Here is a 26957-nt window from a genome sequence, read left to right on the forward strand (position 1 = left end):
GCTTATACCCAAAAAAATGTGTCGCTTCGGGTGCTAAGGTGTTATTAGCGTTTCCCCGGAATTGCGAGCCGAGTGCTATGACAAAGATTGATCAGATCGACCAGGATGCCGAACAGCTTTACGAAGCGCTTAGTCACTTGGTTCGCGTCTACCAGTTTCGTGACAGAGACCGCAGCTGCTGCGAAGGGTTATCCGTAACTCAATGCTACGCGCTGGAGCACGTGATAAAGGCTGGGCCTGTTCGCGTTCAATCGCTGGCGAGTGAGCTTTATCTAGACAAGAGCAATGCCAGCCGGCTGGTGGACTCACTTGCCAAACAAGGGCTGGTGCGCCGCGTACCCGACGAAACGGACGGCCGAGCGTTAGCCATTACAGTTACACCAGAAGGCACGGCCATCTATGAAAGTATTCGGTCGGATTTGGTGGGAGAAGCTCGCGATCTTGCCTGTGATTTGTCGAAAGAAGCACGTGACGGGGCGATACAAATGCTTCGCCGTTTCGCCAACGCCACAGAACAACGCTGCGGCTTGAAAGACTTCAGTCGTGACGAGTACCTGCCAAGCAAATGCTGCTGATTTACAGGTTCAGTAATGCAACCGGTTGTAGGTAGGTCTAGCCAGGCAGTAACTATCAAAGGGTAGTGGTTCTATCCCTGTACATGATCCAAAGCTTGTATTTGGCATCAGTGAAAACATCCGCCCACACATCGCCCAGGCGAAAACCGATCAATACGTTGCGTGCAGCGGCCTCGGCTTCAGCGCAACGATGAACCAGATCCCCAGCCAAGCCACCCAGTCCCGTTGGGGTTGTGGATCGTGAGATCCAGATAGGAGAGGGCATTCACCCTCTAAGAGCGATGAGCGTTCTTGAATTCTGCGAACTATAGTCATCCTGCTATGCGGTGATTAACCACACTCACGGCATAAGGGCATTTACATAGTTCAACGATTGCAGACCACTTACGAGCCTGGGGAATACTATGCAAAAACTTGAATGGGTGTGTGTTCTGACGGGGTGCATCGGACTTTTTGCGTGTTCAGACCAGCGATCAGTTATGGAACCGTACGAAACGAGCCTGAAGGTTGGTAGTTCCAATGCCAAGAACTTCCATTCTGTTTTGCATTTTCCGTCCGGAACCGCCTTGCATTACCCAGGTTACGTGGTTGCGCTCGAAAAAAGCCCACAATCGATAGTGGGTGGTCCCAAGCCCTACCCACAGGTAAGTTTTGTAAGAAGTGGTCAGTACATAAACAGCGAGCAAACGAGTGCGGGTGATACGTCCAATATTATCAGCAGATTTCAGCGCAACGATCCGAAGGCAATGTTCATCTCACATATCGTTCAGAATCGCTATACCCAGAACGTTGCGGTGTTGTCCAAGCCCTACGTTTCCACCTCACATTGTTTTGTTTACAACGCTTATGCCGCTAAACCATTGGCACTCATAAAAGAGGATTATGACCTCGCTAAAATCAGCGATTGGCACGCCTGCAGAATCTCCACGAACCTGGATAAGGTGGACGCGAAAGCCTACCAATTGTATGACTATGGAAAGTACGCGTTGGCCTCGTTGGAAACCAACCTTACGCAAGACCTGCTCGACGGTAGTTATACGCACATTCTGGTTATTGTTATGGGCTGGAATACCTCTCAGCAAGAGGCAATCCGAAACTTTAATGACCTCACCGGCAACGTAATTGCGGCCTCGCTTGAGGACAAACGAGGCCTCCAGGAAAACGAGATCAATCGCAAGGAGGCACTGGATACACAGAAAGCTATCAATGGACCATTCAGGCCACTAGTGATTGGCGTCACCTGGCCTTCCTATTGGTCGAACTCTGCCGGTAACGTATTGAGCTACTCAAATAAGGCAGGCGACGCAGATGAAGTCGGATTGTCTTGGCTCAATAAAATTCTGAACGAGACAATTCCCAAGAGCCTGGCCGCTTCAGGTAGCCCCGCACGTGTGGTTGCACTAGGGCATAGCTTTGGGGCTCGGGCAATGACGAGGGCTGTTTTCAGTTCGCCTGCGCTGGTACCTATAGATAACCATTTCCCTGATCAGAAGATGGTGACTAGCTCCGTTGATCTCGCCGTCGCTTTACAAGGTGCAATGAGCATCAATCGGTTTGTAGCTGGCTTGAGCAGTGAGGGCGCTCCTTACCGTGATTATGCGAAGTTAAAAAACACTCAGTTGGTACTTACTGCCGCGGCTAATGACAGTGCGGTGGGCTCTCCATTTATCATTTGGACGTCACCAGCAGGGTCGATCAGTTCTTATCATAAAGCTTGCGACTCGCCCGATTCGCCTTATAAGGATATATTTAATTGTATGACCGCGTCTGATACTTCGGCAGCGTCGGCAGGCAGCTTCAGTATCTGCAAGCATGGGGGGCAAGCTTGTAATGATCCATTCGATGGCAATCGGCAAGTCCGGAAGGTCTCTTATATAAACGTGTCGGACGGCATCACCCAATTTAATTCTCCGGGATCAGGAGGTGGTGCGCATAGCGATATTTATCGCGTGCCCATGGGGCGTCTACTGTGGAAGTTGATAGAGGAATATGCCGTAAATAAATGATGGTTCTTATGAGCGAGGTTGGTATCGTCGATTTTTTTGAGAGCTGTAAGGCAGGCTTTGCCTGCCTGGTCTTTTTAACGTTTGCTAGAAGTTATACGGTTGCGATCTTGAATCGCTAAGGTGATTGAGTCAGTAGCGCTAGAGCAGTAATAAAATTGCTTGGCTCGATAAGAGGAGGGCTGTTTGTTTTCCATATGGCGGGCCTTAGTATGCTTTGGGTGGCACAGGCAAATGCGAGAAGGAAAGTTAAAACCGAAAATGCTTTTTGAGTATTCAGTTTGAATTGAGCCACGGTACTGTCACGGAGGCGACGTTTACAGTGAACTTCGCCGCTGCATGAGCTAACGTTCATACACGTGCTTTTGCGAAAACTCGCTGGATACCGCCCCTATGAGAGATCTGCCGCCCACCGCGACCTTGCGCGCTTTTGAAGTTGCGACCCGCCACCCGACGTTTACAGCCGCCGCACAGGAGTTGCATGTGACTCAAAGCGCGGTCAGTCACCAGCTCAAGCACCTGGAGGCGCTTTGGGGTGTGCCGTTGTTTGAGCGTGGCAAGGCGTTACGCCTCACGGCAGCGGGGGCTACGCTGGCGCCCATCGTGCGGGAGTTTTTCATCAGCCTGGAGGCGACGTTGGGTGACTTGCGCGAGCAAAAGGGCAGGGTGCGACTCAGCGTCAGCACCACCTATTCCTTCGCGCTCAAATGGTTGCTGCCACGCTTGCCACGTCTGGCTCGTCAGCACCCCGAGCTGTTGGTCTCGCTGGACACCACGGATAAAATCATCCACTTCTCGCACGGCCAGGCGGATGTTGCGATCAGGCTGGGCAAGGGCAATTACCCAGGTCTGCATTCGGAGTTCCTGTTTGGGGAGGAGGTATTCCCTGTGGCCAGCCCCGAACTGCTGCGACGCGTGGGGACGCCGCAGAGCCCCGCAGACTTGTTGCACTTCCCGCTGCTGACGCGCGATGGCGCCGAGTTGGTGCCAAAGTGGGAGGTGTGGTTTCAAACCGTCGGCCTGGCCTATTTGCCGCTCAAGGAGAGCGTCAGGTTTGGCGATACCAACATGACGGTCGAGGCGGCCTTGCTCGGCCAGGGCGTTGCATTGGTGCGCAGCGGGCATGTCGAGAAGGAAATCAGCGATGGCCGTTTGGTGCGGCTGTTCGACATACCGCTGCCATCGCCGCTGGCTTACTACTTCGTCTGCCCCAAGGGCATCGAATCGCAGCCGCACATCGCCAGCTTTCGCCAATGGCTGGTCAGTGAGGCGCTGAAAGTACAGGCGTAGACAAGCGAGTTATGAGCATCTGCTCATGGCCCAATGAGGAGACTTCGCTTTAGCTCCGGCGCCGCATTGCCTACAGTGGCGCATGCCTATTCATCTCGTGTTCCTCGTGCTGTTCGCCGCGCTCCTGCATGCCAGTTGGAACGCGCTGCTGCGTAGCGGCGCCGATCGGCTGTGGTCGATGACGGTGATGTGCGTCGCCATCGCCATCACCAGTGTGGTTGCTGCGACATTCATGGCGTCCCCGGCGATTGAAAGTTGGGGCTACGCGGTGGTGTCGGGGTTGCTGCATGTGGGCTACAACCTGTTTCTGGTGCGCAGTTACCGGGTTGGCGACCTGGGGCAGGTCTATCCGGTTTCACGTGGATCGTCGCCGGTGCTGATCACTTTTGGTGCCGCCGTGTTTGCCGGAGAAAGCATCACCCCCGGCGAGCTCGTCGGTATTGCGCTGGTGTCGGGCGGGATTATTTCGCTGGCCTTCAGAGGCCGCAGTCTGTCGGTTCCCAGCTTGCCCTATGCGCTGGGAACGGGCGGCTTTATCGCGGCCTACAGTGTGGTCGACGGCATCGGTGCGAGGCTCTCCGGTGCGCCGCTTGCCTACACGGTGTGGATGTGCGCCCTGTGGGGCGTGCTGATGCCGGTGGTCTACATCGGCCTGCGCGACAGCCGCAGCTTGTTCTGCGTCCGGCCCGGAACAGTGACCGCGTTGGTCGGCGGCCTGGTCTCATTGCTCGCGTATGGAATGATCATCTACGCCATGAACGAAGCGCCCCTGGGCGCGGTATCGGCACTGCGCGAAACCAGCGTGCTGTTCGCGGCGTTGATCGGCTATGCGTTTCTTGGCGAGACGCTCACTGCACGCCGGATACTGGCGTGCGTGGTGATAGCCGGCGGTACGCTCATCATCGGCTGATACAGCCAACAGCTCAGGAGCTATGTTCAATGGTCAATGTCTCGCAGGCACCGCTGATTCTAATCACGGGTGGCAGTCGTGGAGTGGGGGCCGCCACCGCCCGGCTGGCCGCCGAAAGGGGTTATGACGTGGCTATCAGCTACGTTGCCAACGAATCCGCAGCGCTGGCCGTGGCTGCGGATGTAGAAGCACTGGGGCGCCGGGCGTTGGCGATGCGGGCCGACAGTGCCGACCCGCAACAGGTGGCCGACTTGTTCGCGGCCATCGACCGCAGGTTCGGACGTATCGACGTGCTGGTCAATAACGCCGGGATGCTGGGGCCTCAGTCTCGCCTGGAAGACCTTGGCATGGAGCGGATGCAGCGCATCTTTGCGGTCAATGCCATTGGGCCAATACTCTGTGCCCAACAGGCGGTGAAGCGCATGGCTTACCGCCACAACGGCCCGGGCGGTGTGGTGATCAATGTCTCTTCGGCGTCGGCGCGCCTCGGCAGCCCCAATGAGTATGTCGACTATGCGGCGTCAAAGGGCGCGTTGGAGACGTTCACCATTGGGTTTGCAAAGGAGGTGGCGCGCGAAGGCATACGCGTCAACTGTATCCGCCCCGGGCATATCTATACCGACATGCACGCCAGTGGCGGTGAGCCGGGGCGGGTCGATCGGGTCAAGGATTCGATCCCCATGGGGCGCGGTGGTCAGCCCGAGGAGGTGGCTCGCGCGATTCTATGGCTGGCGAGCGCGGAGGCATCCTTCGTTACCGGTACATTCCTCGACGTGACGGGCGGTAAATGAGCCGGCGCCACGGCTCATCGGCTGCTTGCGCCCGGTTCAAGTCAGCGCGGGCTGCCTGACCTTGCGACTCAATCCCGGTGTCTGCCCCGTAATGCGCTTGAATGCACGACTGAAGGCGGCCTGGGAGGTATAGCCCAAGCGCTGCGCCACCTCTTCAATCGGCAGCCTTTCGAGGGTCAGCCACTGGCTTGCAAGCCGCATTCGCAGTTCGGTGACGTAGCGCAGCGGGGTCATGCCGATAGTCACTTGAAAGCGGTCCGCGAACACCGAGCGCGAGGTATTGCAGTGCTCGGCCAGCTGCGCAACGGTCCATTCGCGACCCGGTTGTTGGTGGAGCGCAAGCAGCGCACCGGCCAGGCGTGGATCGCGCAAGGCGGCGACCAGCCCAGAGGCATTGCCGCAGGCGCACTCCACCCAGCCGCGAACGACCATGGCCGCCACCACGTCGGCCAGCCGCGCGAGGATACCGGCGAAGCCGACACGTGCGGCGCTGACCTCGCGTTCCATGGTGGTCAGGATCGGCACCAGTCCGGGGTAACGCTGGCCACCGGCATCAATCAGCATCAGGCCCGGCATCAGCCGACCAAGCCCATGGATGCTGCCCAGTTCAAATTCCATGCAGCCACTGAACACGATAGTGCTCGGCGTGGGGCTGCCGTCGGTCCCGGTATCCACCGCGCTGACGGTGTCGCCCAGAGGGGCGCCGTCTAAACGGTCGATGTCTTGAACCGGCACGTCCGTATGGGAAAACAGTTGATGGGCCGCGCCATGGGAAATAAACACGGCGTTGCCGGCAGACAGCGCGTAGGTGGTTCCGTCCTCCATCTTTAACACCGCAGTGCCGACGGCCATGAAGTGGAACCAGGCGTGCCCGGGTTTTTCCGCGAAGCCCAAACCAAAGGTCGGCCCCGTTTGGATACGCCGGTATTCGACCCCACGCAGGCGCATGCCGCGTAACAGCTCGTTGATGAGATCCGAGGAAAGCGCAAACTGATCTGTAGGCATCGTTCAGGTGTTTTGATCAAAAAGTAGAGACTTTAGATCATAGATCATCCGGATTCCCGCGCCTAGACTGCGGCTCGCAATGAAGATTGGGAGATCCGTGCAATGACTGACTGTGTGTGTAATACCGTTTCCGACCGCCATGTTGGCGTCGACGCGGACGTAGAACCTGCAACCCCCGCGTGGATGGCAGTATTTTCCTTGGCCATGGGTGTGTTCGGATTACTGACCGCTGAGTACCTTCCGGCCAGTTTGTTGACGCTGATGGCGACTGACCTGGGCGTGTCCGAGGCGTTGGCTGGCCAGGCAGTCACCGTGACGGCGGTGGTGGCGCTGTTTGCCGGCTTGTTGGTGCCAGGCCTGACCCGTGGCATCGACCGACGTTGGGTGTTGCTGGGTTTTTCCACGTTGATGGTCGCCTCCAATCTGTTGGTCGCCGTTTCCTCCAGCTTCGTGGTGCTGTTGTTGATGCGTATCTTGCTGGGCATTGCCCTTGGCGGGTTCTGGAGCATGGCGGCGGCAGTAGCGATGCGCCTGGTGCCGAGTGCCTTGTTGCCCCGGGCGTTGTCGATCATCTTCAGCGGCATCGCCATCGGCACGGTCGTTGCGGTACCGCTGGGCAGCTACTTGGGTGGGCTGTATGGCTGGCGCAGCGCGTTCTTTGCGGCGGCGGCGGTAGGCATGGTCACGCTGGCTTTCCAGGCGTTCACTCTGCCGCGCCTTGCGCCGCGCCGACCGGCACGCCTGCGCACCGTTCTTGAGGTGTTGCTGCGCCCGGGCATCGCCATGGGGATGTTCGGTTGTGTGCTGGTGCACAGCGGGCACTTCGCGATGTTCACCTATGTTCGGCCCTTCCTCGAGGGGACTACGGGTATCGGCGCCCAAGGGCTGTCACTGATGCTGCTGGGGTTCGGTGTCGCAAACTTCGTCGGCACGCTGTTGGCCGGGAGGCTGCTGGAGCGCCACCCGCTGGCCACGCTGGTGTTGATGCCCGCACTGGTCGGCGTCGCCGCACTGGCGTTGGTGCTGTTGCCGGCCTCGGTGCCGGGGCAGGCGGTCCTGCTGGCGATCTGGGGCCTGGCCTTTGGTGGCGTGCCGGTGGCGTGGTCGAACTGGGTCGCCAGCTCGGTCCCTGACCAGGCGGAAAGCGCCGGGGGCATGGTGGTGGCCTCGGTGCAGTCCGCCATTGCCACGGGCGCCGCCGCTGGCGGTGCGGTGTTCAGCCTCGGTGGAAGCGCAGGCGTATTTGTAGCCGCGGCCGTGTTGATGCTGCTGGCCGCGTTGCTGATCGCGCTGCGTGTTCGCGTCCCCTCCGCCCATGGCATCCGCCAGTCCAAGCCCGCGTTGCATCTTTGATCCGGTTAGCCAAACCGTTTCGAGCCCGTTCGTAACGTGCTTGAGCATTTCTTGCGCAATACGCGCATGGGATAGATGATCTGGGACTTCATTCCCGTTGATTAACCCACCGCGCTCCAGGTCTGAATGGCTCTAAAGCGTAAATGGCGTTAGCATTCCTATCACTCGGCTTAAACAGCCTGTTTTTCAGATCAGGGTCGCATTGTGGAAAAGCTAAAACGCCTCCAAAGTGGAATCGAAGGGCTCGACGCTCTGCTCAAGGGAGGGCTGGTCGCGGGCGCCTCCTACATAATCCAGGGGCGACCAGGGTCTGGCAAAACGATCCTGGCCAACCAACTTGGGTTCCATCATGCGAACAATGGAGGCCGGGTTCTGGTCGCCACACTGCTGGCCGAGTCACACGACCGTCTTTTTCAGTTTCTTTCTACTCTGAGCTTTTTCGACGCGTCCAAAGTGGGCGCCGACATTCAGTTTGTCAGCGCGTTTGATACGTTGGAAAACGAAGGGCTGGACGAGGTGGTAAAACTGCTTCGGCGCGAGATAAGTCGACAAAAAGCTACAGTGATGGTGGTAGACGGCTTGCTTAATGCTCGCTCAAAAGCCGACTCGCACATCGACACCAAGAAATTCATTTCCGAGTTGCAAGGGCACGCTGCTTTCGCGGGTTGCACGGTGCTGTTTCTGACCAGCTCCCGTCTCGACGACGGCAGCCCTGAACACACCATGGTTGATGGCGTCATTGAAATGGGCGAAGAGCTATTTGGCACTCGCTCGGTACGTCGTATTCAACTGCGTAAAACTCGCGGCAGTGGAGCACTGACAGGCCTTCATGAGTGTGAGATTACCGACAATGGCTTGGTGGTTTACCCTCGTCTCGAAAGCCTTTATAGCCACCCGTCCGCCCCCGACAGCGCCGACATGACGCGTATTCCCAGTGGCATTGGTTCGCTGGACGGCATATTGGGTGGCGGCCTTTACAGTTCCAGCGTGTCTCTGGTCATGGGCCCCTCCGGCATTGGTAAAACGACGCTGGGCCTGAAGTTTCTGGCCGAGTCGACGGTGGAAGCTCCAGGACTGCATTTTGGCTTTTATGAAAGCCCGCAACGGTTGCGACTCAAAGGCCAATCATTGGGTATCGATATCCAAGGCATGGAGAACAGCGGCGCCCTGAGCATTGCCTGGCAGCCTACCACTGAGGGGTTGCTGGATGGGTTGGGCGCACGCTTGTTGAGTCTTGTAGAAGAGAAGGGCATCAAGCGCCTGTTCATCGATAGCCTTAGCGGTATGACACGAGTTTCTACAAATCCGGCGCGAATTACTGACTTCTTGAGTGCGCTGATGAATGAACTGCGCTCCAGGGGCGTAACCGTATTCGCGTCCTGGGAAATGCGTGATCTATTTGGCTCCGAGGTCAGCGCGCCAAACTCTGACCTGTCCAGCATCGTCGATAACTTGATGCTGATGCGTTTCTCTGAGAATCACTCTGAACTAAGCAGGACGCTTTCCATTCTTAAGGTACGAGATAGCTCTTATGACCCCTCCAGATTTGAGGTTGTCATCCAAGATCGCGATGTTTTCCTGAAAAAGGCTTCGAGACATGAACCTTCAGCCCCCACTGGGACATCGCCCGGTTCACTTTCTTAAGCTTTTGAGTGGGTTGAATTAACATGACCACCATCCTGGTCGTCGATGACGAGTATTTGATCGCTGACATTCTCAGCTTCGCACTGGAGGATGAGGGGTTCATGGTGGTGACTGCCAGCAATGGTCGAAAAGGACTGGAAGTGCTGGATAGAGAAAGGCCTGCCTTGATCATCACCGACTTTATGATGCCTGTTATGGACGGCCTGGAATTTGCCACAGCCGTTCGAGCCCTCCCTTGCGCTAATCAATTGCCGATCATCTTGATGAGCGGTGCTCAGGCACACATCGGTATGCAGAGATCGGATCTGTTTGATGCGGTATTGGCGAAGCCATTCAACATCGACTTGATCATTGCCGAAGTTAAAAGGCTACTCGCCTCTGATCAGTGAGTACTGCCTCTACCTGCCCGGAGCCACGCAGGATCCGGCTCCGCTAGCCCGGCTGCAGCTCAGCCCTGGATCGGTAGTCATCAGGTTTTCCTTGAGTCCAATTTTCTTCTGTTTTAATCAACCTTTGACACGCGCACGTGTGGGGTTTTCTGCCGTGGTCGTTGCCGGTTGAAATACGCCTTTTGACTCAACCGAATTGCCCTGCCGATTCAACGGCGGTTTTTGGTTTCCTGCTACGTGTCAGCTGATAGGCAATTGCCAGCCATATGAACCACCCCGGCATGACCATCAACGCCACGCGTGTGTCAGGTCTCAATGCCAGCAGGCAGAGCACGAAGCCCATAAAAGCCAGTGACAACCAGGCCATTGGCACGCCGCCTGGCATCTTGTAAGCAGATTTGGCGTGAAGCTCAGGACGTTTTTTGCGATAGGCAATGTAAGACGCGAGGATGGTCGACCACGTGAAGATCACCAGAATCGCCGACACGGTGGACACGATGGTGAAAGCTGTCATGACTTGCGGAACGATGAACAGCACGAGCACACCTGACAGCATCAACAGTGTCGTGAAGGCCAGGCTCAACAGAGGCACGCTGTTGCCCGATAGACGCCGAAAAATACCCGGAGCGTTGTCTTGATTCGCCAGCCCGAACAGCATGCGGCTGGAGGAGAATACGCCGCTGTTGGCCGATGACGCGGCGGATGTCAGGACCACGAAGTTAACGATGCCGGCTGCTGCGGGAAAGCCTGCGACGAGGAAAAGCTCGACAAAAGGGCTTTTTACCGGTGAAACCTGTTGCCAGGACGTCACGGCAATAATGCAGGCCAATGCCAACACGTAGAACAGGATGATTCGCAGTGGAATCGAGTTGATTGCCTTGGGTAACGTCCTCTGCGGAGCGCGGGTTTCTGCTGCAGCGGTGCCGATCAACTCGGTGCCGGCAAATGAGAATATCGCCATCTGAAAGCCGGCAAAAAAACCAAGCAAGCCATTAGGGAATGCAGCCTGCTTATCCACCAGATGGCTCAGCGACGCGGTGACGCCATTGGGCGAAACGAACGAGCTGGCAATCATCACGATGCTGACGCCAATAAGTGTCACCACGGCGATGATCTTAATGATCGCGAACCAGAATTCGACTTCACCGAAAAGCCTGACCGTCAGCACGTTCAAGGCAAACAGTGTCGCCAGCATCCCGATAGCCGGTATCCAGGCAGGCAGATGGGGAAACCAGTACTGGAAAAAACCGCCGACCACGACGGCATCGCCGATCACCGCAACGCTCCAGCTAAGCCAATAGGACCAGCCGAGAAAAAATGCAGCGCGAGGCCCCAGGTAGGCGCCGGCAAAATCCGCAAAGGTCTTGAAATTCAAATTGGAAAGCAGCATTTCGCCCATGGCACGCATGATGAAGTAAACGAACAGGCCAATGATCATGTAGATAAGGATGATCGAGGTGCCGGAGAGGGCGATGATCTTTCCGGAGCCCATGAACAAACCTGTACCAATGGCTCCGCCCATTGCCATTAACTGGATGTGACGATTGCTGAGCGTGCGCTGCAGCGCAGGCTGCTCAACCTGCTCTGATACATTCGATTTCATTTCAAAACCTCTTGATCTTATGTTTTTGAGTTTTGGCAGAAAAGTGCATAGCCAGCGCCATTGTCAGGATGCAATGGCGGGTGACGGTGTTGGTTTATGGTGGACAGCGCCGGCCCCTTGCACATGCCTGGGGGCGGCTTTGGTCGGCTGCTGATCAAGCCTCTGAAACAGGTTTTTTATATTTTCAGGTCGATCACACCGTCTTCGGGCGGATGCTCAAGCGCGCTTGCTCTCGAAGCCATGCAGTACGTTCACCGCGTTGATTCCGATTTCATCGACCATATAGCCGCCTTCCATCACAAACAGGGTGGGGCAACCCACACTCGCTATCAGCTCGCCGATCCCGATGAAATCCTCGCTTTCCAGCAGGAAGTGACTGATCGGGTCGTCCTTGAAGGTGTCGACCCCCAGTGAGATCACCAATACCTGCGGCGAGAATTGCTGGAGTTTCCTGCAGGCATGCAGCAGGGCGTCGCGGTAGGTATCCCAGGCGGTGTTTTTCGGCAGCGGGTAGTTGAGGTTGAACCCTTCGCCAACACCTGCGCCGACTTCATCGCTGAACCCCGAATAGTAGGGATAGGACACGGCCGGCTCGCCGTGCAGCGATATGAACATCACGTCATTGCGCGGGTAAAAAATGTTCTGGGTGCCGTTACCGTGATGAAAATCGACGTCGAGCACCGCGACGCGTTTGGCGCCCTGGGTGATTGCCTGCTGTGCAGCAATGGCCGCGTTGTTGAGATAGCAGTAACCCCCCATGTATTCACGCGCCGCGTGATGGCCCGGCGGACGACAAAGGGCAAAGGCACTGTCATGGCCTTCATCGATAAGCGCCAGGCCCGTCAGGGCGATATCGGCACTGGTCTTGACCGCCTGCCAGGTGCTGGCAGTGATCGGCGAGCCGGCATCCATCGCATAGAAGCCGAGTTTGCCGTCAATGAACGTCGGCACCTGATCGTTGGCCAAGTCACGTACAGGCCACACCAGTGGCAGCGCATCATGGGTGCGCCCTGTGGCGCACCATTGCGACCAGGCGCTCTCCAGGAAGCTCACGTAGCGCTCGCTGTGCGCGTTGACGTAACACGAGCGGTCGAACGCGCGCGGTTCGACAATCCGGCCAAGGCCTACTTGCTTGACGCGGTTGTGAACCGTGTCGGCCCGACTGGGCTGCTCGAACGACGGCTTGAGCACGCCATCCTTCAACTCGGTGCCATGGTGCAGACGATGGGAATCACTGAAAACTGTAAACATTCTGCGCATCCGTTAATGTGAGCCAGTGCAAATATTCTGTTCTGGTCAGGAGGCGATTTCTTTGCTTTGTTTTTGTGATTTTGTATATTTATCGGGCGATTTAACTCAGGAATGACGTAATGAAGAAAAATATATCCAGGCGCATCAGCCTCGATGAGACCGATCTGGCCATTCTTGAGTTATTGCAGGAGGACGCGAGCATTTCCAATGCCGAACTCAGTGAGCGGCTTTCATTGAGCCTTACGCCTTGCTGGCGACGGCGCAAGAGAATGGAGGAGGCGGGGGTGATAAAGGGCTATCAGGCAACGCTTGATCGAAGAATGCTGGGGCTGGATATCATGGCATTCGTGCACATCCGCTTTTCCACGCATGCCGATCACGCTCCGGACGCCTTTGAGGCAGTGATTGTGCAACTGCCAGAGGTACTGGCCTGCCACAAGATCACCGGAGATGCCGACTACGTGCTCCAAGTGTTGGCGGAGGACCTTGATAGCTACAGCGACTTTATCGAGCAAGTGCTGCGGCGCCAGGTTGGTATTGCGTCTATTCAGTCGAGTTTGGCGTTGCGTGAAATCAAAGCGGGCAGCCGTATGGCCATACCCAAATTGAGCAAGGATTGAATGTCGCAGGTTCTGGGCTGCGCATGGGTGATTGCGGGGTGGTCATGCTGCGGCGCGCCGAGAATCTGCCGCGGTGCCCCTTGCTCCACCACTTGCCCCCGTTGCCTCGCTGTTGGATGTGCGCAACGCCATCGCCTGCCATAATCCACCCGTCTCACCCCAGCCCCCCACACGGAGTCCATGCCATTCATGGTGCTGTTGAATCGATTGAGCGCGTTTTCCATCCAGGCGCGCCGGGCACTGAAGCTGGTGTGGGGCACGTCGCGGCCCTTATTCATAGGCCTGCTGCTGGCCACCATCGTTGCCGGTCTGTTACCTGCGCTGGCTGCCTGGATCGGCCAGCGCATTGTCGATGGCGTGGTGCACGCGATGCAGATTCATGCAGCCGGCAGCCAGGCGCCCGTGTGGCCGGTGATGCAGTACGTGCTGGCCGAGGCGGGCGTGTTGGCGCTGCTGGCCGCCGCCCAGCGTGCGTTGTCCATGCAGCAATCGTTGCTGCGGGTGCAGTTGGGGGTGAAGGTCAACCTGATGATTCTGGAGAAAGCCCAGACCCTCTCACTCCTGCAATTTGAAGACGCCGAGTTCCACGACAAGCTGGTGCGCGTGCGCCAGGGCGCGTCGACACGGCCGCTGAGCCTGGTCACCAAGGGCCTGGGGCTGGTGCAGAACCTGATCTCGCTGATCAGCTTTGCCGTGCTGTTGGTGCACTTTTCGCCGTGGGCGCTGGTGATTCTGGTGGTCGGCGCGTTACCGGTGTTCTTCGCCGAGACGCACTTTTCTGGCAATGCGTTTCGCCTGTTCCACCGGCGCGCGCCCGAGACCCGTCAGCAGAATTACCTGGAATCGCTGCTGTCCCACGAAACCCACGCCAAAGAGGTCAAACTGTTCGGCCTGGCGCCGCTGTTCCTCAAGCGCTACCGCGACAACGCCCGGCGCTTGTACACCGAAGACCGCCAGTTGACGGTGCGCCGGGATGCCTGGGGCTTTGCCCTGGGCCTGCTGGGCACCGCGGCGTTTTATGTGGCTTACGCCTGGGTGGTGCTGGACACCGTGCGCGGCCAGACCAGCCTGGGACAAATGACCATGTACATCGTGCTGTTCAAGCAGGGGCAAAGCGCGATCACCGCCAGCCTCAGCGCGATTGCCGGCCTGTATGACGACAGTCTGTTTCTGTCGGACCTTTATGAGTACCTGCTAACCCCCGTGGTCGTGCCGCGTGGCCGGCTTACCCAGGGCGCGCGTCCCGGCGACGGTCTGCGCTGCGAGCACGTGGGGTTCAGTTACCCCGGCGCTGAGCGGCCGGCATTGACTGACATCAACCTGCACTTGGCGCCGGGGCAAAGCCTGGCCCTGGTGGGCGAGAACGGCTCGGGCAAAACCAGCCTGATCAAACTGCTCACGCGCCTGTATACACCGCACGCGGGGCGCATTCTGCTGGATGGCAGCGACTTGCAAGACTGGGATGAACAGACACTGCGCCAGCGCATCGGAGTGATTTTCCAGGATTACATCCGCTACCAGATGACCGTCGGCGAGAACCTTGGCGTGGGTGACGTCGATGCGCTGAACGACGAGGCGCGCTGGCGCACGGCCGCCACACAAGGGGTGGCCGCCGAATTCATCGAGCGTCTGAGCAAGGCCTACGGCACACCGTTAGGGCGCTGGCTTGGCGGCCAGGAGTTGTCGGGTGGGCAATGGCAGAAAGTCGCCTTGTCACGCGCGTATATGCGCCAGGAGGCGGACCTGCTGATTCTTGACGAGCCGACGGCCGCGCTGGACGCCGGCGCCGAGGCGGCGGTGTTCGAGCATTTTCGCGAACACGCCAAGGGCCGCATGACGCTGTTGATTTCCCATCGCTTCTCCAGCGTGCGCAATGCCGACCACATCATCGTGCTGGACGGCGGGCGAATCCTTGAGGAGGGCAGCCATCACCAACTGATGGCGGCGGGTGGGCGCTATGCCGAGTTGTTCGATGTTCAGGCGCGGGGGTATCGCTAGGTACCCGAGCGGCCGTCCAATCCGGCCAAGCGTATTGTTTCAAAGTTTTAGCACGCCATGCTCACCGCAAGCCCTGCGCGTCCCGGCGCACCGCTGAAACCCTGGCGCAGAACGCCCGACAATACCTCCAGGGTATCCCTTCAGACTTTTTCCATATTGGACGCCCCCGTACCCACGCGTCAGCCTGAGCCCAATAACTATAAAAGAGTCGCAACCATGACCGTGCTATTGAGTGAGCGCAGCCAGATTTTTCGGGGCGCCGATGCCTACGCGGTGTCGGACTACGTCAACCAGCACGTGGGCAGCCACTGCATTCGCCTGCCTCCCAAGGGCCGGCCCCGGGCGAGTATCAGCCATCGCACCTTCGCCAGCCTGGACCTGTGCCGCATCAGCTACGGCGCTCCGGTACGGGTCACATCGGTGGCGCTGGAGACCATCTATCACCTGCAGATCCTGTTGAGCGGGCATTGCCGCTCCAGCTCCCGTGGTGAGGATGACGTGTTCGGGCCGGGGGAAATCCTGCTGATCAACCCGGACGACCCGGTAGACCTGACCTATTCCGCCGACTGCGAGAAATTCATCATCAAACTGCCGGTGCGCCTGCTGGAAAACGCCTGCCTGGAGCAGCACTGGAGCCTGCCGCAGGTGGGTATCCGCTTCGCGACGGCCCGCCACGCGCTCAGTGAAATGAGCGGCTTCCTGCCGTTGCTCGGGCTGATCTGCCATGAGGCGGAAAACGCTGCCGAGCCCCACATGCAGGGCCTGTACGAACGCATCGTGGCCAACAAGCTGCTGGCATTGCTGGGCAGCAATGTGTTGCGGGTGATCCCCCAGGCGGCCCACGGCGGTGGGTTTGAAGCGGTGCGCGAATTTATCCAGCAGCACCTGGGCGATGACATCAGCGTCGAGCAGTTGATGGCGGTGGCCAACGTCAGCGAACGTTCGCTGTACAGCCTGTTTGCGCGCCAGGTGGGGCTGTCGCCGCGCGACTATGTACGCCGCTGCAAGCTCGAACGCGTGCACGCACGCTTGCAACTGCGCAGCACGCGCAGCGTGACCGAGGTGGCTTTGGACCATGGCTTCATGCACCTGGGGCGGTTTGCCGAGGCCTATCGCAAATGCTTCGGCGAACTGCCGTCGCAGACCTTCAAACGCCATCGTTAAGCGACGTGCGCCTGGCGGATAACGATGTGCAGGCAGCGGATATTGACGCGCAGGGCGAACACGTACGGTGAGGGCGCCTGATACAAGAACAACGGAGGGCCCGCCCCATGATCAGTACACTCGACCGACTCGCCGGCCAATTGCGCGAGTCCGTACAGGAAGACCCCGCCACCGGAGTGTTCCGCTGCCGCCGCGACATCTTTACCGACCCCGACCTGTTTGCCCTGGAGATGAAACACATCTTCGAAGGCGGCTGGATCTACCTGGCCCATGAAAGCCAGGTGCCCGAGATCAACGATTACTTCACCACCTGGATCGGCCGCCAGCCGGTGGTCATTACCCGTGACAAACACGCCGCGCTGCATGGCCTGGTCAACGCCTGCGCGCATCGCGGCGCCATGCTGTGCCGGCGCAAACAAGGCAACAAGGGCTCATTCACTTGCCCCTTCCATGGCTGGACGTTCAGCAACGCCGGCAAGCTGCTCAAGGTCAAGGACGCCAAGACCGGCGCCTACCCGGACAGCTTCGACTGCGACGGCTCCCATGACCTCAAGCGCCTGGCGCGCTTTGAAAGCTATCGCGGTTTCCTGTTCGGCAGCCTCAGCGATGCGGTGCCGGAACTGCGCGATTACCTGGGCGAAACCCGCGTGATCATCGACCAGATGGTCGACCAGGCGCCTTTGGGCCTGGAGGTGCTGCGCGGCAGCTCATCCTATGTCTATGACGGCAACTGGAAGCTGCAAATCGAAAACGGCGCCGACGGTTACCACGTCAGCTCGGTGCACTGGAACTACTCGGCGACCATGGGCCGGCGCAACTACGAGGCCGAAGGCACGCGCACCGTCGACGCCAATGGCTGGTCGAAAAGCCTGGGCGGCGTCTACGCCTTCGACCACGGGCATATCCTGCTGTGGACGCGCCTGCTCAACCCCGAAGTGCGCCCGGTGCACGCTCACCGCGAGGCCTTGGCCGAACGCCTGGGCCAGGCGCGCGCCGACTTTATCGTCGACCAGACCCGCAACCTCTGCCTCTACCCCAATGTGTACCTGATGGACCAGTTCTCGACCCAGATCCGCGTGGTGCGGCCCCTCGCCGTGGATAAAACCGAAGTGACCATCTACTGCATGGCGCCCATCGGCGAAAGCGCCCAGGAGCGCGCCACGCGGATTCGCCAGTACGAAGACTTCTTCAACGTCAGCGGCATGGGCACCCCGGATGACCTCGAGGAGTTCCGCGCCTGCCAGACCGGTTACCAGGGCGCGAGCACCCTGTGGAATGACCTCAGCCGTGGCGCCAAACAGTGGGTGGAAGGGGCCGATGAGAATGCCTTGGCCATGGGTATGCAACCGCAGCTCAGCGGGGTCAAGACCGAGGACGAGGGCTTGTTTGTGCGCCAGCATGCGCACTGGGCCCAAAGCCTGCAGCGTGCGATCGAGCGCGAACAGCAAGGGCTGATTGCCAGCGACCGCGAGGTGCAGCCATGAGCCTTGCCCGTGAGCACCTGCTGGATTTTCTCTACCGTGAAGCGCGCCTGCTCGACGACCGCCAATGGGATGACTGGCTGGCCTGCTATTCGCCCAAGGCCGAGTTCTGGATGCCCGCCTGGGACGATCACGACACCCTCACCGAAGACCCGCAGCGCGAAATCTCGCTGATCTACTACCCCAGCCGTGACGGCCTGGAAGACCGCATCTTCCGCATCAAGACCGAGCGCTCCAGCGCCAGCACCCCCGAGCCACGCACCGTGCACATGCTGTGCAACCTCGAAGTGCTGGCCGACGATGGCTCGCAGGTGGACCTGCGTTTCAACTGGCACACCCTCAGCCACCGCTACAAAACCACCGACAGTTATTTCGGTACCTCCTTCTATCGCCTCGACATCCGTGCCGAGCAGCCGCTGATCACGCGCAAGAAGGTGGTGCTGAAAAACGACTACATCCACCAGGTCATCGACATCTACCATATCTGAGGACACCGCCATGACGTATGCCATTGCTCTGAACTTCGAAGATGGGGTGACCCGCTTCATCGACTGCAAGGCGGGGGAAAAGGTGCTCGATGCCGCCTTCCGCCAACGCATCAACCTGCCCATGGACTGCTCGGACGGTGTGTGCGGCACCTGCAAATGCCGCTGTGAAACCGGCGCCTACGACTTGGGCGACGACTATATCGACGACGCGCTGAGCGCCGACGAAGCGCAGGCGCGCCAGGTACTGACCTGCCAGATGGTGCCGCAGTCCGACTGCGTGATCGCCGTGCCGGTGCCGTCCAGCGCCTGCAAGACCGGCACCACGCAGTTTGCCGCGACGCTGGCCGGCATCACCCGACATGCCGATGCCGCGCTGCAGGTGAGTTTCGAGCTGGACCAGGCGCCGGTATTCCTGCCCGGCCAGTACGTGAATATCAGCGTGCCCGACAGTGGGCAGACACGCGCTTACTCCTTCAGCAGTCGCCCGGGCGACACGCACGCCAGCTTCCTGATCAAGCACGTGCCCGGCGGGTTGATGAGCAGCTGGCTGGAGCACGCCCAGCCCGGCGACCGCGTGGCGATTACCGGCCCGCTGGGGAGTTTCTACCTGCGTGAGGTGGCGCGGCCGCTGCTGTTACTGGCCGGTGGTACCGGCCTGGCGCCGTTCCTGTCGATGCTTGAAGTGCTCGCACAGCGCCAGGAAACCCGCCCGGTCCGGTTGATCTACGGCGTAACGCGCGATCAGGACCTGGTGATGGTCGAGGCGTTGCAGGCTTTTACCGCGCGTTTGCCCGACTTCAACCTGGTGACCTGCGTGGCTGATCCGCACACCACTCACCCGCGCCAGGGCTATGTGACGCAGCACATGGCCGACGAAGCCCTCAATGGCGGCGATGTCGACGTGTACCTGTGCGGCCCGCCGCCGATGGTCGATGCGGTGCGCGAGCACTTCAAGCAGCAGGGCGTGACCCCGGCCAGCTTCCATTACGAGAAATTCACCGCTAACGCCGTCGCCACGTGCGATGCCGCCTGAGGACTGCCGCATGACTCAACGGTTTAACAACAAGGTCGCGCTGGTCACCGGCGCTGCCCAAGGGATCGGCCGGCGTGTCGCCGAGCGCTTGCTGGAGGAGGGCGCCTGGCTGGTCGCAGTGGATCGCTCCGAGCTGGTGCATGAATTGCAGCATGAGCGAGCGCTGCTGCTGACCGCCGACCTGGAACACTACAGCGAGTGCGCGCGGGTGATGGCCGCCGCCACGGCGCGTTTCGGGCGCATCGACGTGCTGGTCAACAACGTCGGCGGGACTATCTGGGCCAAGCCTTTCGAGCATTACGCCGAGGCTGAAATCGAGGCCGAAGTGCGCCGCTCGCTGTTCCCTACGTTGTGGTGCTGCCATTGCGTGCTGCCCTACATGCTGGAGCAGGGCGCGGGCGCCATCGTCAACGTGTCTTCCGTGGCGACGCGTGGGGTCAATCGCGTGCCGTATGGCGCGGCCAAGGGCGGCGTGAATGCCTTGACGGCCTGCCTGGCCCTGGAGACTGCCGGCAGCGGGATCCGGGTCAACGCCACCGCGCCCGGCGGCACCGAGGCACCGCCACGGCGGATCCCGCGCAACAGCCAGCCGCAAAGCGAGCAAGAGCGTGTGTGGTACCAGCAGATCGTCGACCAGACCCTCGACAGCAGCCCGATGAAACGCTACGGCAGCATCGACGAACAAGCTGGCGCGATTCTGTTCCTGGCCTGCGACGAGGCCTCCTACATCACCGGCGTGACCTTGCCGGTGGGCGGCGGCGACCTCGGCTAAGGCTTTTTCCATCAGCTGACACTGACTCACAACAACAATAAAGAGAGCACTGCCATGCGTAGCCATGATGTCCATTCGATTATCGATAATGCCCCGTTCAACCGCTTCCACTGGTTGATCGTGAGCCTGTGTGCCTTGCTATTGATCTTTGACGGCTATGACTTGTTTATCTACGGCGTGGTCCTGCCGTCAATCATGCGCGAGTGGGGGCTGACGCCGTTGCAGGCTGGCGCCCTGGGCAGCTATGCGCTGTTCGGCATGATGTTCGGCGCGTTGATTTTCGGCACCCTGGCGGACCGTTTCGGGCGCAAGAAAGGCATCGTGTTCTGTTTCACCCTGTTCAGTCTGGCCACCGTGATCAATGGCTTTGCCAGCAGCCCAACCGAGTTCGGTATCTGCCGTTTTATCGCCGGGCTCGGCTGCGGCGGGTTGATGCCCAACGCGGCGGCGCTGATCAACGAATACGCGCCGAAGAAATTGCGCAGCACCTTGATGGCCTTCATGTTCAGCGGCTATTCCCTGGGCGGCATGCTCGCCGCCAGCGTGGGGATTTTCATGCTACCGGCCTACGGTTGGCAGTCGATGTTTTTTGTGGCGGTGATTCCGCTGCTGCTGTTGCCACTGATTGTGTACTGGCTGCCAGAATCCATCGGCTTCCTGATCCGCCAGGGCCAACAAGACAAGGCTCGCGCGCTGCTTAATCGGTTGTCGCCAGGCACCAGGATCGAGGTCGACGATGCGCTGGTGATCGTCGACAGCAAAAGTAAGGGCGCCTCGGTGGTAGAGCTGTTCCGCCATGGCCTGGCGGTACGTACGGCGATGATCTGGGTCGCGTTTTTCTGCTGCCTGCTGATGGTCTATGCATTGAGTTCGTGGCTGCCCAAGCTGATGGCCGGCGCCGGTTACAGCCTGGGGTCGAGCCTGTCGTTCCTGATCGCGCTGAACCTGGGCGGCATGGCCGGGGCGCTGCTCGGCGGCCGTTTGGGCGACCGCCTGAACCTGGTGAAAGTCGTGATCTGCTTCTTCGCCGCCGCCATGGTCTCGATCAGCCTGCTGGGCATCAACAGCCCGATGCCGGTCCTGTACCTGCTGATCTTCGTCGCGGGTGCCACAACCATTGGTACGCAGATCCTGCTGTACGCGGGGGCTGCGCAGCTTTACGGCTTGTCGATTCGCGCCACGGGCCTGGGCTGGGCGTCCGGCATCGGTCGCAATGGCGCGATAGTCGGCCCGCTGTTGGGCGGCGCGCTGATGGCGATCGAACTGCCTCTGCAACTGAATTTCATGGTCTTTGCCATCCCCGGCGCGATTGCGGCGCTGGCGATGACGGTATTTGCCCTGAATGAGCGGCGCACCCGTATTGCCATGCCCGCTGCCCCGGCGCTGTGACTGCCAAACCGTCGGCGTTGCTCTGGCAGTTGCATTCGAGCCCTCCAGAAGACGCCTAGAGACTCTCAGGGTCGCCAAAGAACATTTTGACTGGGCTCTAGGGCGGTAGTTACAGCCTGAAAAAACGAATTATGCCCCCAGTTATGCCCCCATTCACACCGGGCGTACGAGCGATCGCGAACGGCGATTGCCGACACGGACCTGGGTGGCCGTGGCTGGTATTCAGTGCGCCTCCATATACTGGATGAGCAACCCGAATGGGGCAAATCCGTGGTCGCTCGGAAGAGGGTTATGGGTTGTGAGTTGATATCCCTAAGCGGACTTTTCGGGTCTGTCTCTCTGCATCTATCCAGAAATTGGCTCGCGAGATGCTCATGCTCTGCGCGATGTGCAATGCGCGGTTGCCAGGGGGATCGACCCGCGTGTCCATCGACTCCAGTCGCCTAGACACGGAATCAGCATTGAGACGGGGCCGCTGATCTCGGATAGTTCGGAGGCGCTTTTACAGGCTGCTGTGGAGAGCGCAGGGATCATTCTGACGCCTGATTGGCTGGCCGGTGCGGCGGTGCGTGATGGCACGCGTATACAAATATTGAGGCAATGGGAAGGCGCGGCAACGGGTGGTATCTATGCCGTGATTCCCCCGGGGAGGTGGGTTCCGACGAAGACAAGGGTGTTTGTCGATAAAATTACCCATGCGATTCAGGCGGGTTGGGAGCAGTAAAAAGAGATTACCGATTAACAAAATAAAATTGTGCTGTTGAAAAATTTATATTGATTTTTTTTAAGTTGGTTCGGCTTTAGCATAAATCCACCTTCAAAAAGCCGTCGGGCAGCGACCACGGTGTCCGGCACCACAAACCAATAAAAAGTTGTTATCGGAGTCCTGATGAGTCTTTCTCCTTTCCACCTCGCAATCCCTGTGTATGACTTGGCCGCCACACGTCACTTCTACGGTGACGTGTTCGGTCTTTCCGAAGGTCGCTCGAGCGACCAGTGGGTAGACTTCGATTTCTACGGCCATCAACTGGTCATCCATGAGCACCCTAAGACTGCTTCGCAGGAAAGCGTGCACAGCAACCCGGTAGACGGCCACGACGTGCCGGTTCCGCACTTCGGCATCATCCTGGAGTGGGCACAATGGGAAGCCCTGGCCGAGCGCTTGAAAGCGCGCGCAACCAAGTTTGTGATCGAACCCTACATTCGCTTTAAAGGCCAGGTCGGTGAGCAAGCCACCATGTTCCTGTTCGACCCGTGCGGCAACGCGCTGGAGTTCAAGGCGTTCAAGGATATGAGCCAGCTGTTCGCTAAATAATAAAAAACTGGCGCACGCCAAAGAGTGCGTCAGGAAAATATAAATGAGCTGGAAGCTCATGAATCTAGCTACTGCCGTCACGCAGTCCTTTCATTCCAACAAAAAGGCTAGACATGAAACGTATCCCCTTAGTTTGGCAAATCGTTGCCGGGCTGTTGCTTGGCGTGCTCGTGGGTTGGTATTTCAATACCCACCCGGAAAATCAAGTTTGGGTCAGTACCGAAATCCTTAAACCGCTCGGTGATATCTTCATCAAGATGATGAAAATGGTCGTCGTGCCGATTGTTTTCTGCTGCATGATCCTCGGCATTGCTGGGGGCGGTGATAACAAATCGTTCGGTCGTATGGGCGCAAAGTCGTTGATCTACTTCTTTGCAATCACCAGCCTCGCCATCGTGCTTGGCTTGTGCTTCGCCAACATGTTCGAGCCGGGTAAAGGCACCGAAATCGTGGGCATCGCGCACAACGCAGCAGCCGTGCATATGGAGCCGTCGAAAGGCGCGCTGATCATCCTGCAGAACATCGTGCCCGATAACGTGATTGTCGCGATGTCGGAAGGGAAGTTGCTGTCGGTGCTGTTCTTTGCGGTGCTGCTGGGCATGGCGTTGAACACGTTGCCCAAAGCCAAAAGTGCGCCGGTTGTAGCGGTTGTGCAGGGCTTCTCCGACGCCATGTTCAAGGTGGTGTCGTTTGTCATGGCCTACGCACCGATCGGTGTATTCGGCATGATCGGCGCCACTGTAGCGACCTTCGGATTTGCCTCGTTGCTGCCGTTGCTCAAGTTGATCGGTGTGGTGTACCTGGCGCTGATTACCTTCGCCCTGGTGATGCTCGGCGGTATCTGCTACCTGATCGGCGAAAACGTCTTCAAGTTGATCAAGTACTTCCGCGATGAGCTGATCCTGGCCTTCTCCAGTGCAGCTTCTGCGGCTGTCATGCCGCAGTTGATGACCAAGCTGGAAGCCTACGGCGTGCCTCGGCGCATCGTCAGCTTCGTGGTGCCGGTGGGTTATGCGTTTAACCTGGACGGTGCTTCGATCTTCCTCGGTGTGGCGACGATCTTCATTGCCCAGCTCTATGGCATCGACCTGTCACTGACTCAGCAGATTTTGCTGGTGGTCACGATGGTGCTGACGTCAAAGGGCGCTGCGGGTGTACCTGGGTTCGCCATCATCATTCTGTCGGCTACTTTGGCGTCTGCCGGGCTGCCGCTGGAAGGGGTCGCGTTGATTGCCGGGATCTTCCGGATCATCGACAGCGGCACTACCACCTTGAACGTGCTGGGTAATGCAATCGCACCCCTGGTTATCGCCAAGTGGGAGAAAGCCCCCCTGGAGCGAAAAAGCTCAGTAGGGGTCGAGCAGAACGCTTAATCAGCGACACACAAGAGCCTTCCACGTTAACCGCGTCGAGGGCTCTTTTTTTTGGCTGACAAACCAATAAGAAGTTGTTGCGTGTTGATTCTTTTCAGGCGCCCGGGTGCTCGGTTCAGATAAATAATCGTGCCCTGTTAGTTGCCACTGTGCTGCCATTATTTATAAAAAAAACAGGTGGTCTATGTGCAAGAAATCAGTGTTCTATCGGACGCGTCGCTGCGTCGCACTATGGATGGTGTTGCTATTTATGGGAACTTATCAACTGGCGGTCGCCAGCCCACGCACGGCGTTGACGCACTCTGCGGTGGCCGTACCTGACCAATTTGCTGCGGACACCGCCAACGCAATCTTTGCCAAAGGCGGGAATGCCGTAGATGCGGCTGTCGCCGTTGCCTTTTCCCTGGCCGTGACCTACCCCGAAGCCGGGAACATCGGCGGAGGCGGTTTCATGACCGTCTACTTCAAGGGCAAACCCTACTTTCTCGATTACCGCGAGCGTGCGCCGCTGAAAGCGACGCGAGACATGTTCGTCGACAGCTCGGGTAAAAAAGTGATTGCTGCCGACCAACCGCAAGGCAGTGTGATCGGCCACCGGTCGGTGGGCGTGCCGGGGACGGTCGCCGGTCTGTGGGAAGCGCACAAACGTTTTGGCAAGCTCAAATGGACGCAGCTGATCGAACCGGCCATTCACTATGCGCGCCATGGTTTCGTCGTCGATGAAGCACTGGCCAGTATCGCTACGAGCGAAAACGAAAAACGCTTCGCCGGTAAAACCAACTTCGCTGAACATTTCGGCAAGCTGCAGGCCGGTACCACCTTTAAGCAGCCCGAACTTGAGGCGGTACTCCGACGCATCGCCGCGCAAGGTCCTAAAGGATTCTACGCCGGTAAAACCGCTGCGTTGATCGTGACCGATATGAGTGCCAATGGCGGGCTGATCAGCACGCAGGACCTGGCCGACTACAAAGCCGTGTGGCGAGATCCCATACAAGCCAACTGGAATGGCTTTCAGATTGTCACCGCTCCACCGCCCAGCTCCGGCGGGGTCGCGCTGGTGCAACTGTTGAAGATGAAAGAGATGCGCCGCGAGGATTTCCAGGGCGTGCCGCTCAATTCCGCGCGCTATATGCACCTGGTGGCGGAGATCGAGAAGCGGGTGTTTGCCGATCGGGCGCAGTACCTGGGCGATCCGGATTTTTACACGGTGCCGGTGCATGAGTTGATCGACGAGCACTACCTGGCGGGCCGGGCGTCGCAGGTCAATTTGTCGGTCCCTTCGGACACCAATAAGGTTGTCGCCGGTCTGAATATTGAATCGCCGGAAAAACCCCAGACCACGCACTTCTCAATCGTCGATAAATGGGGCAATGCCGTTTCCAACACCTACACGCTCAATGGCTTTTTCGGCTCCGGTGTGGTCGCAGAAAAAACCGGTATTTTGCTCAATGACGAGATGGATGACTTTTCGGCACTGGCTGGGGTGCCCAATCAGATGGGTGTCGTGGGTACTGATACCAATGCTATCGAACCCGGAAAGCGGCCATTGTCTTCGATGACTCCGACGATTTTCCTGAAGGACGGCAAGGTCGCCCTGGTCATTGGTACACCGGGTGGCTCGCGGATTTTTACGTCTATCTTTCAGGTTGTCAGTAACGTGTATGACTTCCACCTAGGGCTAAAAGACGCGGTGGGTGCGATGCGCTTTCACCACCAGTTGCTGCCTGCCAACACGATCTTCTGGGAGCCCTACGCGCCGATTTCCGGGCAACTGGCGGCGGACCTTGACGTCGCTGGCTACTACCTGGCTAACCAGGGCTTCAACGGTGATATTCAGGCAATCCGCGTTGAGCACGGCGTGCCTGAACCCGTATCTGATCCCAGGGGGAGGGGCGTCACGTCCATCGCCAAGTAGCGGGTCAATCCGCTCGTCTGGCTTACGAGCATTTGGCCAGAAGCACTCGGTAAGGGGGTGGTCATCCAGGTGGATCGAGATCCACCAGAGCCCACGCCCCAGTGCTAGTTCTTTATCCTGCGCTGAGGCGTTCGCCTGCCTGACAAGAATCTAAAGTTAGGCGAGCGATTCAAATGAATTTGCATCAATCTCAGCGCGCCTGAATGCCAGGATTGCATGCTCATGCACCGCTCCCCACTCCCGCATCGCGCTGATCAGTGGGGCAAGCGTGTTGCCTAATGCTGTTAGGGAATACTCGACCTTGGGCGGGACCTCTCGATAGATTTCGCGATGGATAACCTTATCTGTCTCCAGCTCTCTGAGTTGTAGTGTGAGCATTCTCTGGGTCACATCTGGCATCAGCCGACGCAATTCGTTGAACCGCTTCGTTCCTGACATCAGATGGAACAGTATGAGCGATTTCCATTTGCCGCCGATGACATCCACCGTAAAGGCGACAGGACAGGCAAACGCTTCAACTTCACTCTGTGGGGTGCATTTCTTCAAAGGGATCTCCTAGGTATAAAAAATGTACCTACAGCACAAAAATGTGCGT

The 26957-nt window shown here is 58.6% G+C and carries 25 protein-coding genes; 20 read left to right on the forward strand and 5 right to left on the reverse strand.

Annotation, left to right across the window (positions count from 1 at the left end; translation table 11 throughout):
• Positions 1 to 77: 77 nt before the first annotated feature.
• Positions 78 to 575, forward strand: coding sequence for a MarR family winged helix-turn-helix transcriptional regulator (locus tag HBO41_RS09440; protein ID WP_017135553.1), 498 nt, complete (start codon positions 78 to 80; stop codon positions 573 to 575).
• Between the two features lie 55 nt (positions 576 to 630).
• Here the strand turns inward: HBO41_RS09440 and HBO41_RS09445 are convergent, their stop codons facing one another.
• A complete protein-coding gene (locus HBO41_RS09445) occupies positions 631 to 840 on the reverse strand; it encodes a DUF3577 domain-containing protein (RefSeq protein ID WP_100219272.1) in 210 nt (69 codons plus the stop codon).
• Positions 841 to 1054: 214 nt separating this feature from the next.
• Between HBO41_RS09445 and HBO41_RS09450 the strand changes: the two genes are divergently transcribed.
• The 4 genes from HBO41_RS09450 (at position 1055) to HBO41_RS09465 (ending at position 5569) form a co-directional block, all read left to right on the forward strand.
• Positions 1055 to 2581 (forward strand): alpha/beta hydrolase, encoded by a 1527-nt coding sequence (locus HBO41_RS09450; protein ID WP_232626295.1) that lies wholly within the window; start codon positions 1055 to 1057, stop codon positions 2579 to 2581.
• A gap of 390 nt (positions 2582 to 2971) precedes the next feature.
• Positions 2972 to 3868 carry a transcriptional regulator GcvA gene (gene gcvA, locus HBO41_RS09455; RefSeq protein WP_099549823.1) on the forward strand — a complete coding sequence of 299 codons (897 nt, stop codon included), beginning with the start codon at positions 2972 to 2974 and terminating at the stop codon, positions 3866 to 3868.
• Between the two features lie 82 nt (positions 3869 to 3950).
• On the forward strand, positions 3951 to 4778 hold the full coding sequence (locus HBO41_RS09460; RefSeq protein ID WP_169985944.1) for a DMT family transporter: 828 nt from the start codon (positions 3951 to 3953) through the stop codon (positions 4776 to 4778).
• A gap of 29 nt (positions 4779 to 4807) precedes the next feature.
• Positions 4808 to 5569: an SDR family oxidoreductase gene (locus tag HBO41_RS09465; RefSeq protein WP_017135558.1), complete on the forward strand. Its 762-nt coding sequence runs from the start codon at positions 4808 to 4810 to the stop codon at positions 5567 to 5569.
• A 36-nt stretch (positions 5570 to 5605) separates the two neighbouring features.
• On the opposite strand, the gene HBO41_RS09470 is transcribed toward HBO41_RS09465, so the two are convergent.
• Positions 5606 to 6574, reverse strand: coding sequence for an AraC family transcriptional regulator (locus HBO41_RS09470; protein WP_056859921.1), 969 nt, complete (start codon positions 6572 to 6574; stop codon positions 5606 to 5608).
• Positions 6575 to 6676: 102 nt separating this feature from the next.
• On the opposite strand from HBO41_RS09470, the gene HBO41_RS09475 reads away from it, so the two are divergent.
• From HBO41_RS09475 to HBO41_RS09485, 3 genes are all read left to right on the forward strand, one after another.
• A complete protein-coding gene (locus HBO41_RS09475; RefSeq protein ID WP_169985946.1) occupies positions 6677 to 7927 on the forward strand; it encodes an MFS transporter in 1251 nt (416 codons plus the stop codon).
• A 204-nt stretch (positions 7928 to 8131) separates the two neighbouring features.
• Entirely contained in the window at positions 8132 to 9571 is a 1440-nt protein-coding gene (locus HBO41_RS09480; RefSeq protein ID WP_169985948.1) for an ATPase domain-containing protein, read from the forward strand.
• 23 nt (positions 9572 to 9594) lie between these two features.
• Positions 9595 to 9960, forward strand: a complete 366-nt coding sequence (locus HBO41_RS09485; protein WP_017135562.1) for a response regulator — start codon at positions 9595 to 9597, stop codon at positions 9958 to 9960.
• Between the two features lie 187 nt (positions 9961 to 10147).
• Here HBO41_RS09485 and HBO41_RS09490 read toward each other — a convergent pair whose 3' ends face one another.
• Both HBO41_RS09490 and HBO41_RS09495 read right to left on the reverse strand, forming a co-directional pair.
• Positions 10148 to 11563 carry an amino acid permease gene (locus HBO41_RS09490; protein WP_169985950.1) on the reverse strand — a complete coding sequence of 472 codons (1416 nt, stop codon included), beginning with the start codon at positions 11561 to 11563 and terminating at the stop codon, positions 10148 to 10150.
• A 216-nt stretch (positions 11564 to 11779) separates the two neighbouring features.
• Complete coding sequence (locus HBO41_RS09495) at positions 11780 to 12814, reverse strand: histone deacetylase family protein (protein WP_169985952.1); 1035 nt, start codon at positions 12812 to 12814, stop codon at positions 11780 to 11782.
• Between the two features lie 119 nt (positions 12815 to 12933).
• On the opposite strand from HBO41_RS09495, the gene HBO41_RS09500 reads away from it, so the two are divergent.
• The 12 genes from HBO41_RS09500 (at position 12934) to ggt (ending at position 26362) form a co-directional block, all read left to right on the forward strand.
• Positions 12934 to 13434 carry an Lrp/AsnC family transcriptional regulator gene (locus HBO41_RS09500; RefSeq protein WP_017135565.1) on the forward strand — a complete coding sequence of 167 codons (501 nt, stop codon included), beginning with the start codon at positions 12934 to 12936 and terminating at the stop codon, positions 13432 to 13434.
• Between the two features lie 189 nt (positions 13435 to 13623).
• Positions 13624 to 15432: an ABC transporter ATP-binding protein gene (locus HBO41_RS09505; protein ID WP_099549901.1), complete on the forward strand. Its 1809-nt coding sequence runs from the start codon at positions 13624 to 13626 to the stop codon at positions 15430 to 15432.
• 216 nt (positions 15433 to 15648) lie between these two features.
• Positions 15649 to 16596, forward strand: a complete 948-nt coding sequence (locus HBO41_RS09510) for an AraC family transcriptional regulator (protein ID WP_099549816.1) — start codon at positions 15649 to 15651, stop codon at positions 16594 to 16596.
• Positions 16597 to 16703: 107 nt separating this feature from the next.
• Positions 16704 to 18080, forward strand: coding sequence for a Rieske 2Fe-2S domain-containing protein (locus HBO41_RS09515; RefSeq protein WP_099549815.1), 1377 nt, complete (start codon positions 16704 to 16706; stop codon positions 18078 to 18080).
• Positions 18077 to 18565, forward strand: coding sequence for a benzoate 1,2-dioxygenase small subunit (benB, locus tag HBO41_RS09520; protein ID WP_099549814.1), 489 nt, complete (start codon positions 18077 to 18079; stop codon positions 18563 to 18565). The genes HBO41_RS09515 and benB overlap by 4 nt, the downstream gene beginning before the upstream one ends.
• A gap of 10 nt (positions 18566 to 18575) precedes the next feature.
• Positions 18576 to 19598: a benzoate 1,2-dioxygenase electron transfer component BenC gene (gene benC / locus HBO41_RS09525; RefSeq protein WP_099549813.1), complete on the forward strand. Its 1023-nt coding sequence runs from the start codon at positions 18576 to 18578 to the stop codon at positions 19596 to 19598.
• A 10-nt stretch (positions 19599 to 19608) separates the two neighbouring features.
• On the forward strand, positions 19609 to 20370 hold the full coding sequence (locus HBO41_RS09530) for a 1,6-dihydroxycyclohexa-2,4-diene-1-carboxylate dehydrogenase (RefSeq protein WP_099549812.1): 762 nt from the start codon (positions 19609 to 19611) through the stop codon (positions 20368 to 20370).
• A gap of 54 nt (positions 20371 to 20424) precedes the next feature.
• Positions 20425 to 21759 (forward strand): aromatic acid/H+ symport family MFS transporter, encoded by a 1335-nt coding sequence (locus HBO41_RS09535; RefSeq protein ID WP_099549811.1) that lies wholly within the window; start codon positions 20425 to 20427, stop codon positions 21757 to 21759.
• 388 nt (positions 21760 to 22147) lie between these two features.
• On the forward strand, positions 22148 to 22483 hold the full coding sequence (locus tag HBO41_RS09540) for a LysR substrate-binding domain-containing protein (RefSeq protein ID WP_256591550.1): 336 nt from the start codon (positions 22148 to 22150) through the stop codon (positions 22481 to 22483).
• Between the two features lie 165 nt (positions 22484 to 22648).
• A complete protein-coding gene (locus HBO41_RS09545) occupies positions 22649 to 23074 on the forward strand; it encodes a VOC family protein (protein ID WP_099491989.1) in 426 nt (141 codons plus the stop codon).
• 113 nt (positions 23075 to 23187) lie between these two features.
• A complete protein-coding gene (locus tag HBO41_RS09550; protein ID WP_099549810.1) occupies positions 23188 to 24447 on the forward strand; it encodes a cation:dicarboxylate symporter family transporter in 1260 nt (419 codons plus the stop codon).
• A gap of 235 nt (positions 24448 to 24682) precedes the next feature.
• A complete protein-coding gene (gene ggt, locus HBO41_RS09555; protein WP_407073961.1) occupies positions 24683 to 26362 on the forward strand; it encodes a gamma-glutamyltransferase in 1680 nt (559 codons plus the stop codon).
• Positions 26363 to 26518: 156 nt separating this feature from the next.
• Here the strand turns inward: ggt and HBO41_RS09560 are convergent, their stop codons facing one another.
• A complete protein-coding gene (locus tag HBO41_RS09560) occupies positions 26519 to 26908 on the reverse strand; it encodes a helix-turn-helix domain-containing protein (protein ID WP_012724350.1) in 390 nt (129 codons plus the stop codon).
• Positions 26909 to 26957 lie beyond the last annotated feature (49 nt).

This window comes from Pseudomonas sp. WS 5146 (genome assembly GCF_012985495.1).
GTDB classification, from domain to species: domain Bacteria; phylum Pseudomonadota; class Gammaproteobacteria; order Pseudomonadales; family Pseudomonadaceae; genus Aquipseudomonas; species Aquipseudomonas edaphica.

Coding starts and splice junctions, on each gene's coding strand:
- HBO41_RS09470 (WP_056859921.1), bottom strand. CDS start 6,574: ATGCCTACAGATCAGTTTGCGCTTTCCTCGGATCTCATCAACGAGCTG.
- HBO41_RS09450 (WP_232626295.1), top strand. CDS start 1,055: ATGGAACCGTACGAAACGAGCCTGAAGGTTGGTAGTTCCAATGCCAAG.
- HBO41_RS09500 (WP_017135565.1), top strand. CDS start 12,934: ATGAAGAAAAATATATCCAGGCGCATCAGCCTCGATGAGACCGATCTG.
- HBO41_RS09485 (WP_017135562.1), top strand. CDS start 9,595: ATGACCACCATCCTGGTCGTCGATGACGAGTATTTGATCGCTGACATT.
- benB (WP_099549814.1), top strand. CDS start 18,077: ATGAGCCTTGCCCGTGAGCACCTGCTGGATTTTCTCTACCGTGAAGCG.
- HBO41_RS09515 (WP_099549815.1), top strand. CDS start 16,704: ATGATCAGTACACTCGACCGACTCGCCGGCCAATTGCGCGAGTCCGTA.
- HBO41_RS09465 (WP_017135558.1), top strand. CDS start 4,808: ATGGTCAATGTCTCGCAGGCACCGCTGATTCTAATCACGGGTGGCAGT.
- HBO41_RS09440 (WP_017135553.1), top strand. CDS start 78: ATGACAAAGATTGATCAGATCGACCAGGATGCCGAACAGCTTTACGAA.
- HBO41_RS09505 (WP_099549901.1), top strand. CDS start 13,624: ATGGTGCTGTTGAATCGATTGAGCGCGTTTTCCATCCAGGCGCGCCGG.
- ggt (WP_407073961.1), top strand. CDS start 24,683: ATGGTGTTGCTATTTATGGGAACTTATCAACTGGCGGTCGCCAGCCCA.
- benC (WP_099549813.1), top strand. CDS start 18,576: ATGACGTATGCCATTGCTCTGAACTTCGAAGATGGGGTGACCCGCTTC.
- gcvA (WP_099549823.1), top strand. CDS start 2,972: ATGAGAGATCTGCCGCCCACCGCGACCTTGCGCGCTTTTGAAGTTGCG.
- HBO41_RS09445 (WP_100219272.1), bottom strand. CDS start 840: ATGCCCTCTCCTATCTGGATCTCACGATCCACAACCCCAACGGGACTG.
- HBO41_RS09535 (WP_099549811.1), top strand. CDS start 20,425: ATGCGTAGCCATGATGTCCATTCGATTATCGATAATGCCCCGTTCAAC.
- HBO41_RS09475 (WP_169985946.1), top strand. CDS start 6,677: ATGACTGACTGTGTGTGTAATACCGTTTCCGACCGCCATGTTGGCGTC.
- HBO41_RS09510 (WP_099549816.1), top strand. CDS start 15,649: ATGACCGTGCTATTGAGTGAGCGCAGCCAGATTTTTCGGGGCGCCGAT.
- HBO41_RS09550 (WP_099549810.1), top strand. CDS start 23,188: ATGAAACGTATCCCCTTAGTTTGGCAAATCGTTGCCGGGCTGTTGCTT.
- HBO41_RS09490 (WP_169985950.1), bottom strand. CDS start 11,563: ATGAAATCGAATGTATCAGAGCAGGTTGAGCAGCCTGCGCTGCAGCGC.
- HBO41_RS09545 (WP_099491989.1), top strand. CDS start 22,649: ATGAGTCTTTCTCCTTTCCACCTCGCAATCCCTGTGTATGACTTGGCC.
- HBO41_RS09530 (WP_099549812.1), top strand. CDS start 19,609: ATGACTCAACGGTTTAACAACAAGGTCGCGCTGGTCACCGGCGCTGCC.
- HBO41_RS09460 (WP_169985944.1), top strand. CDS start 3,951: ATGCCTATTCATCTCGTGTTCCTCGTGCTGTTCGCCGCGCTCCTGCAT.
- HBO41_RS09495 (WP_169985952.1), bottom strand. CDS start 12,814: ATGTTTACAGTTTTCAGTGATTCCCATCGTCTGCACCATGGCACCGAG.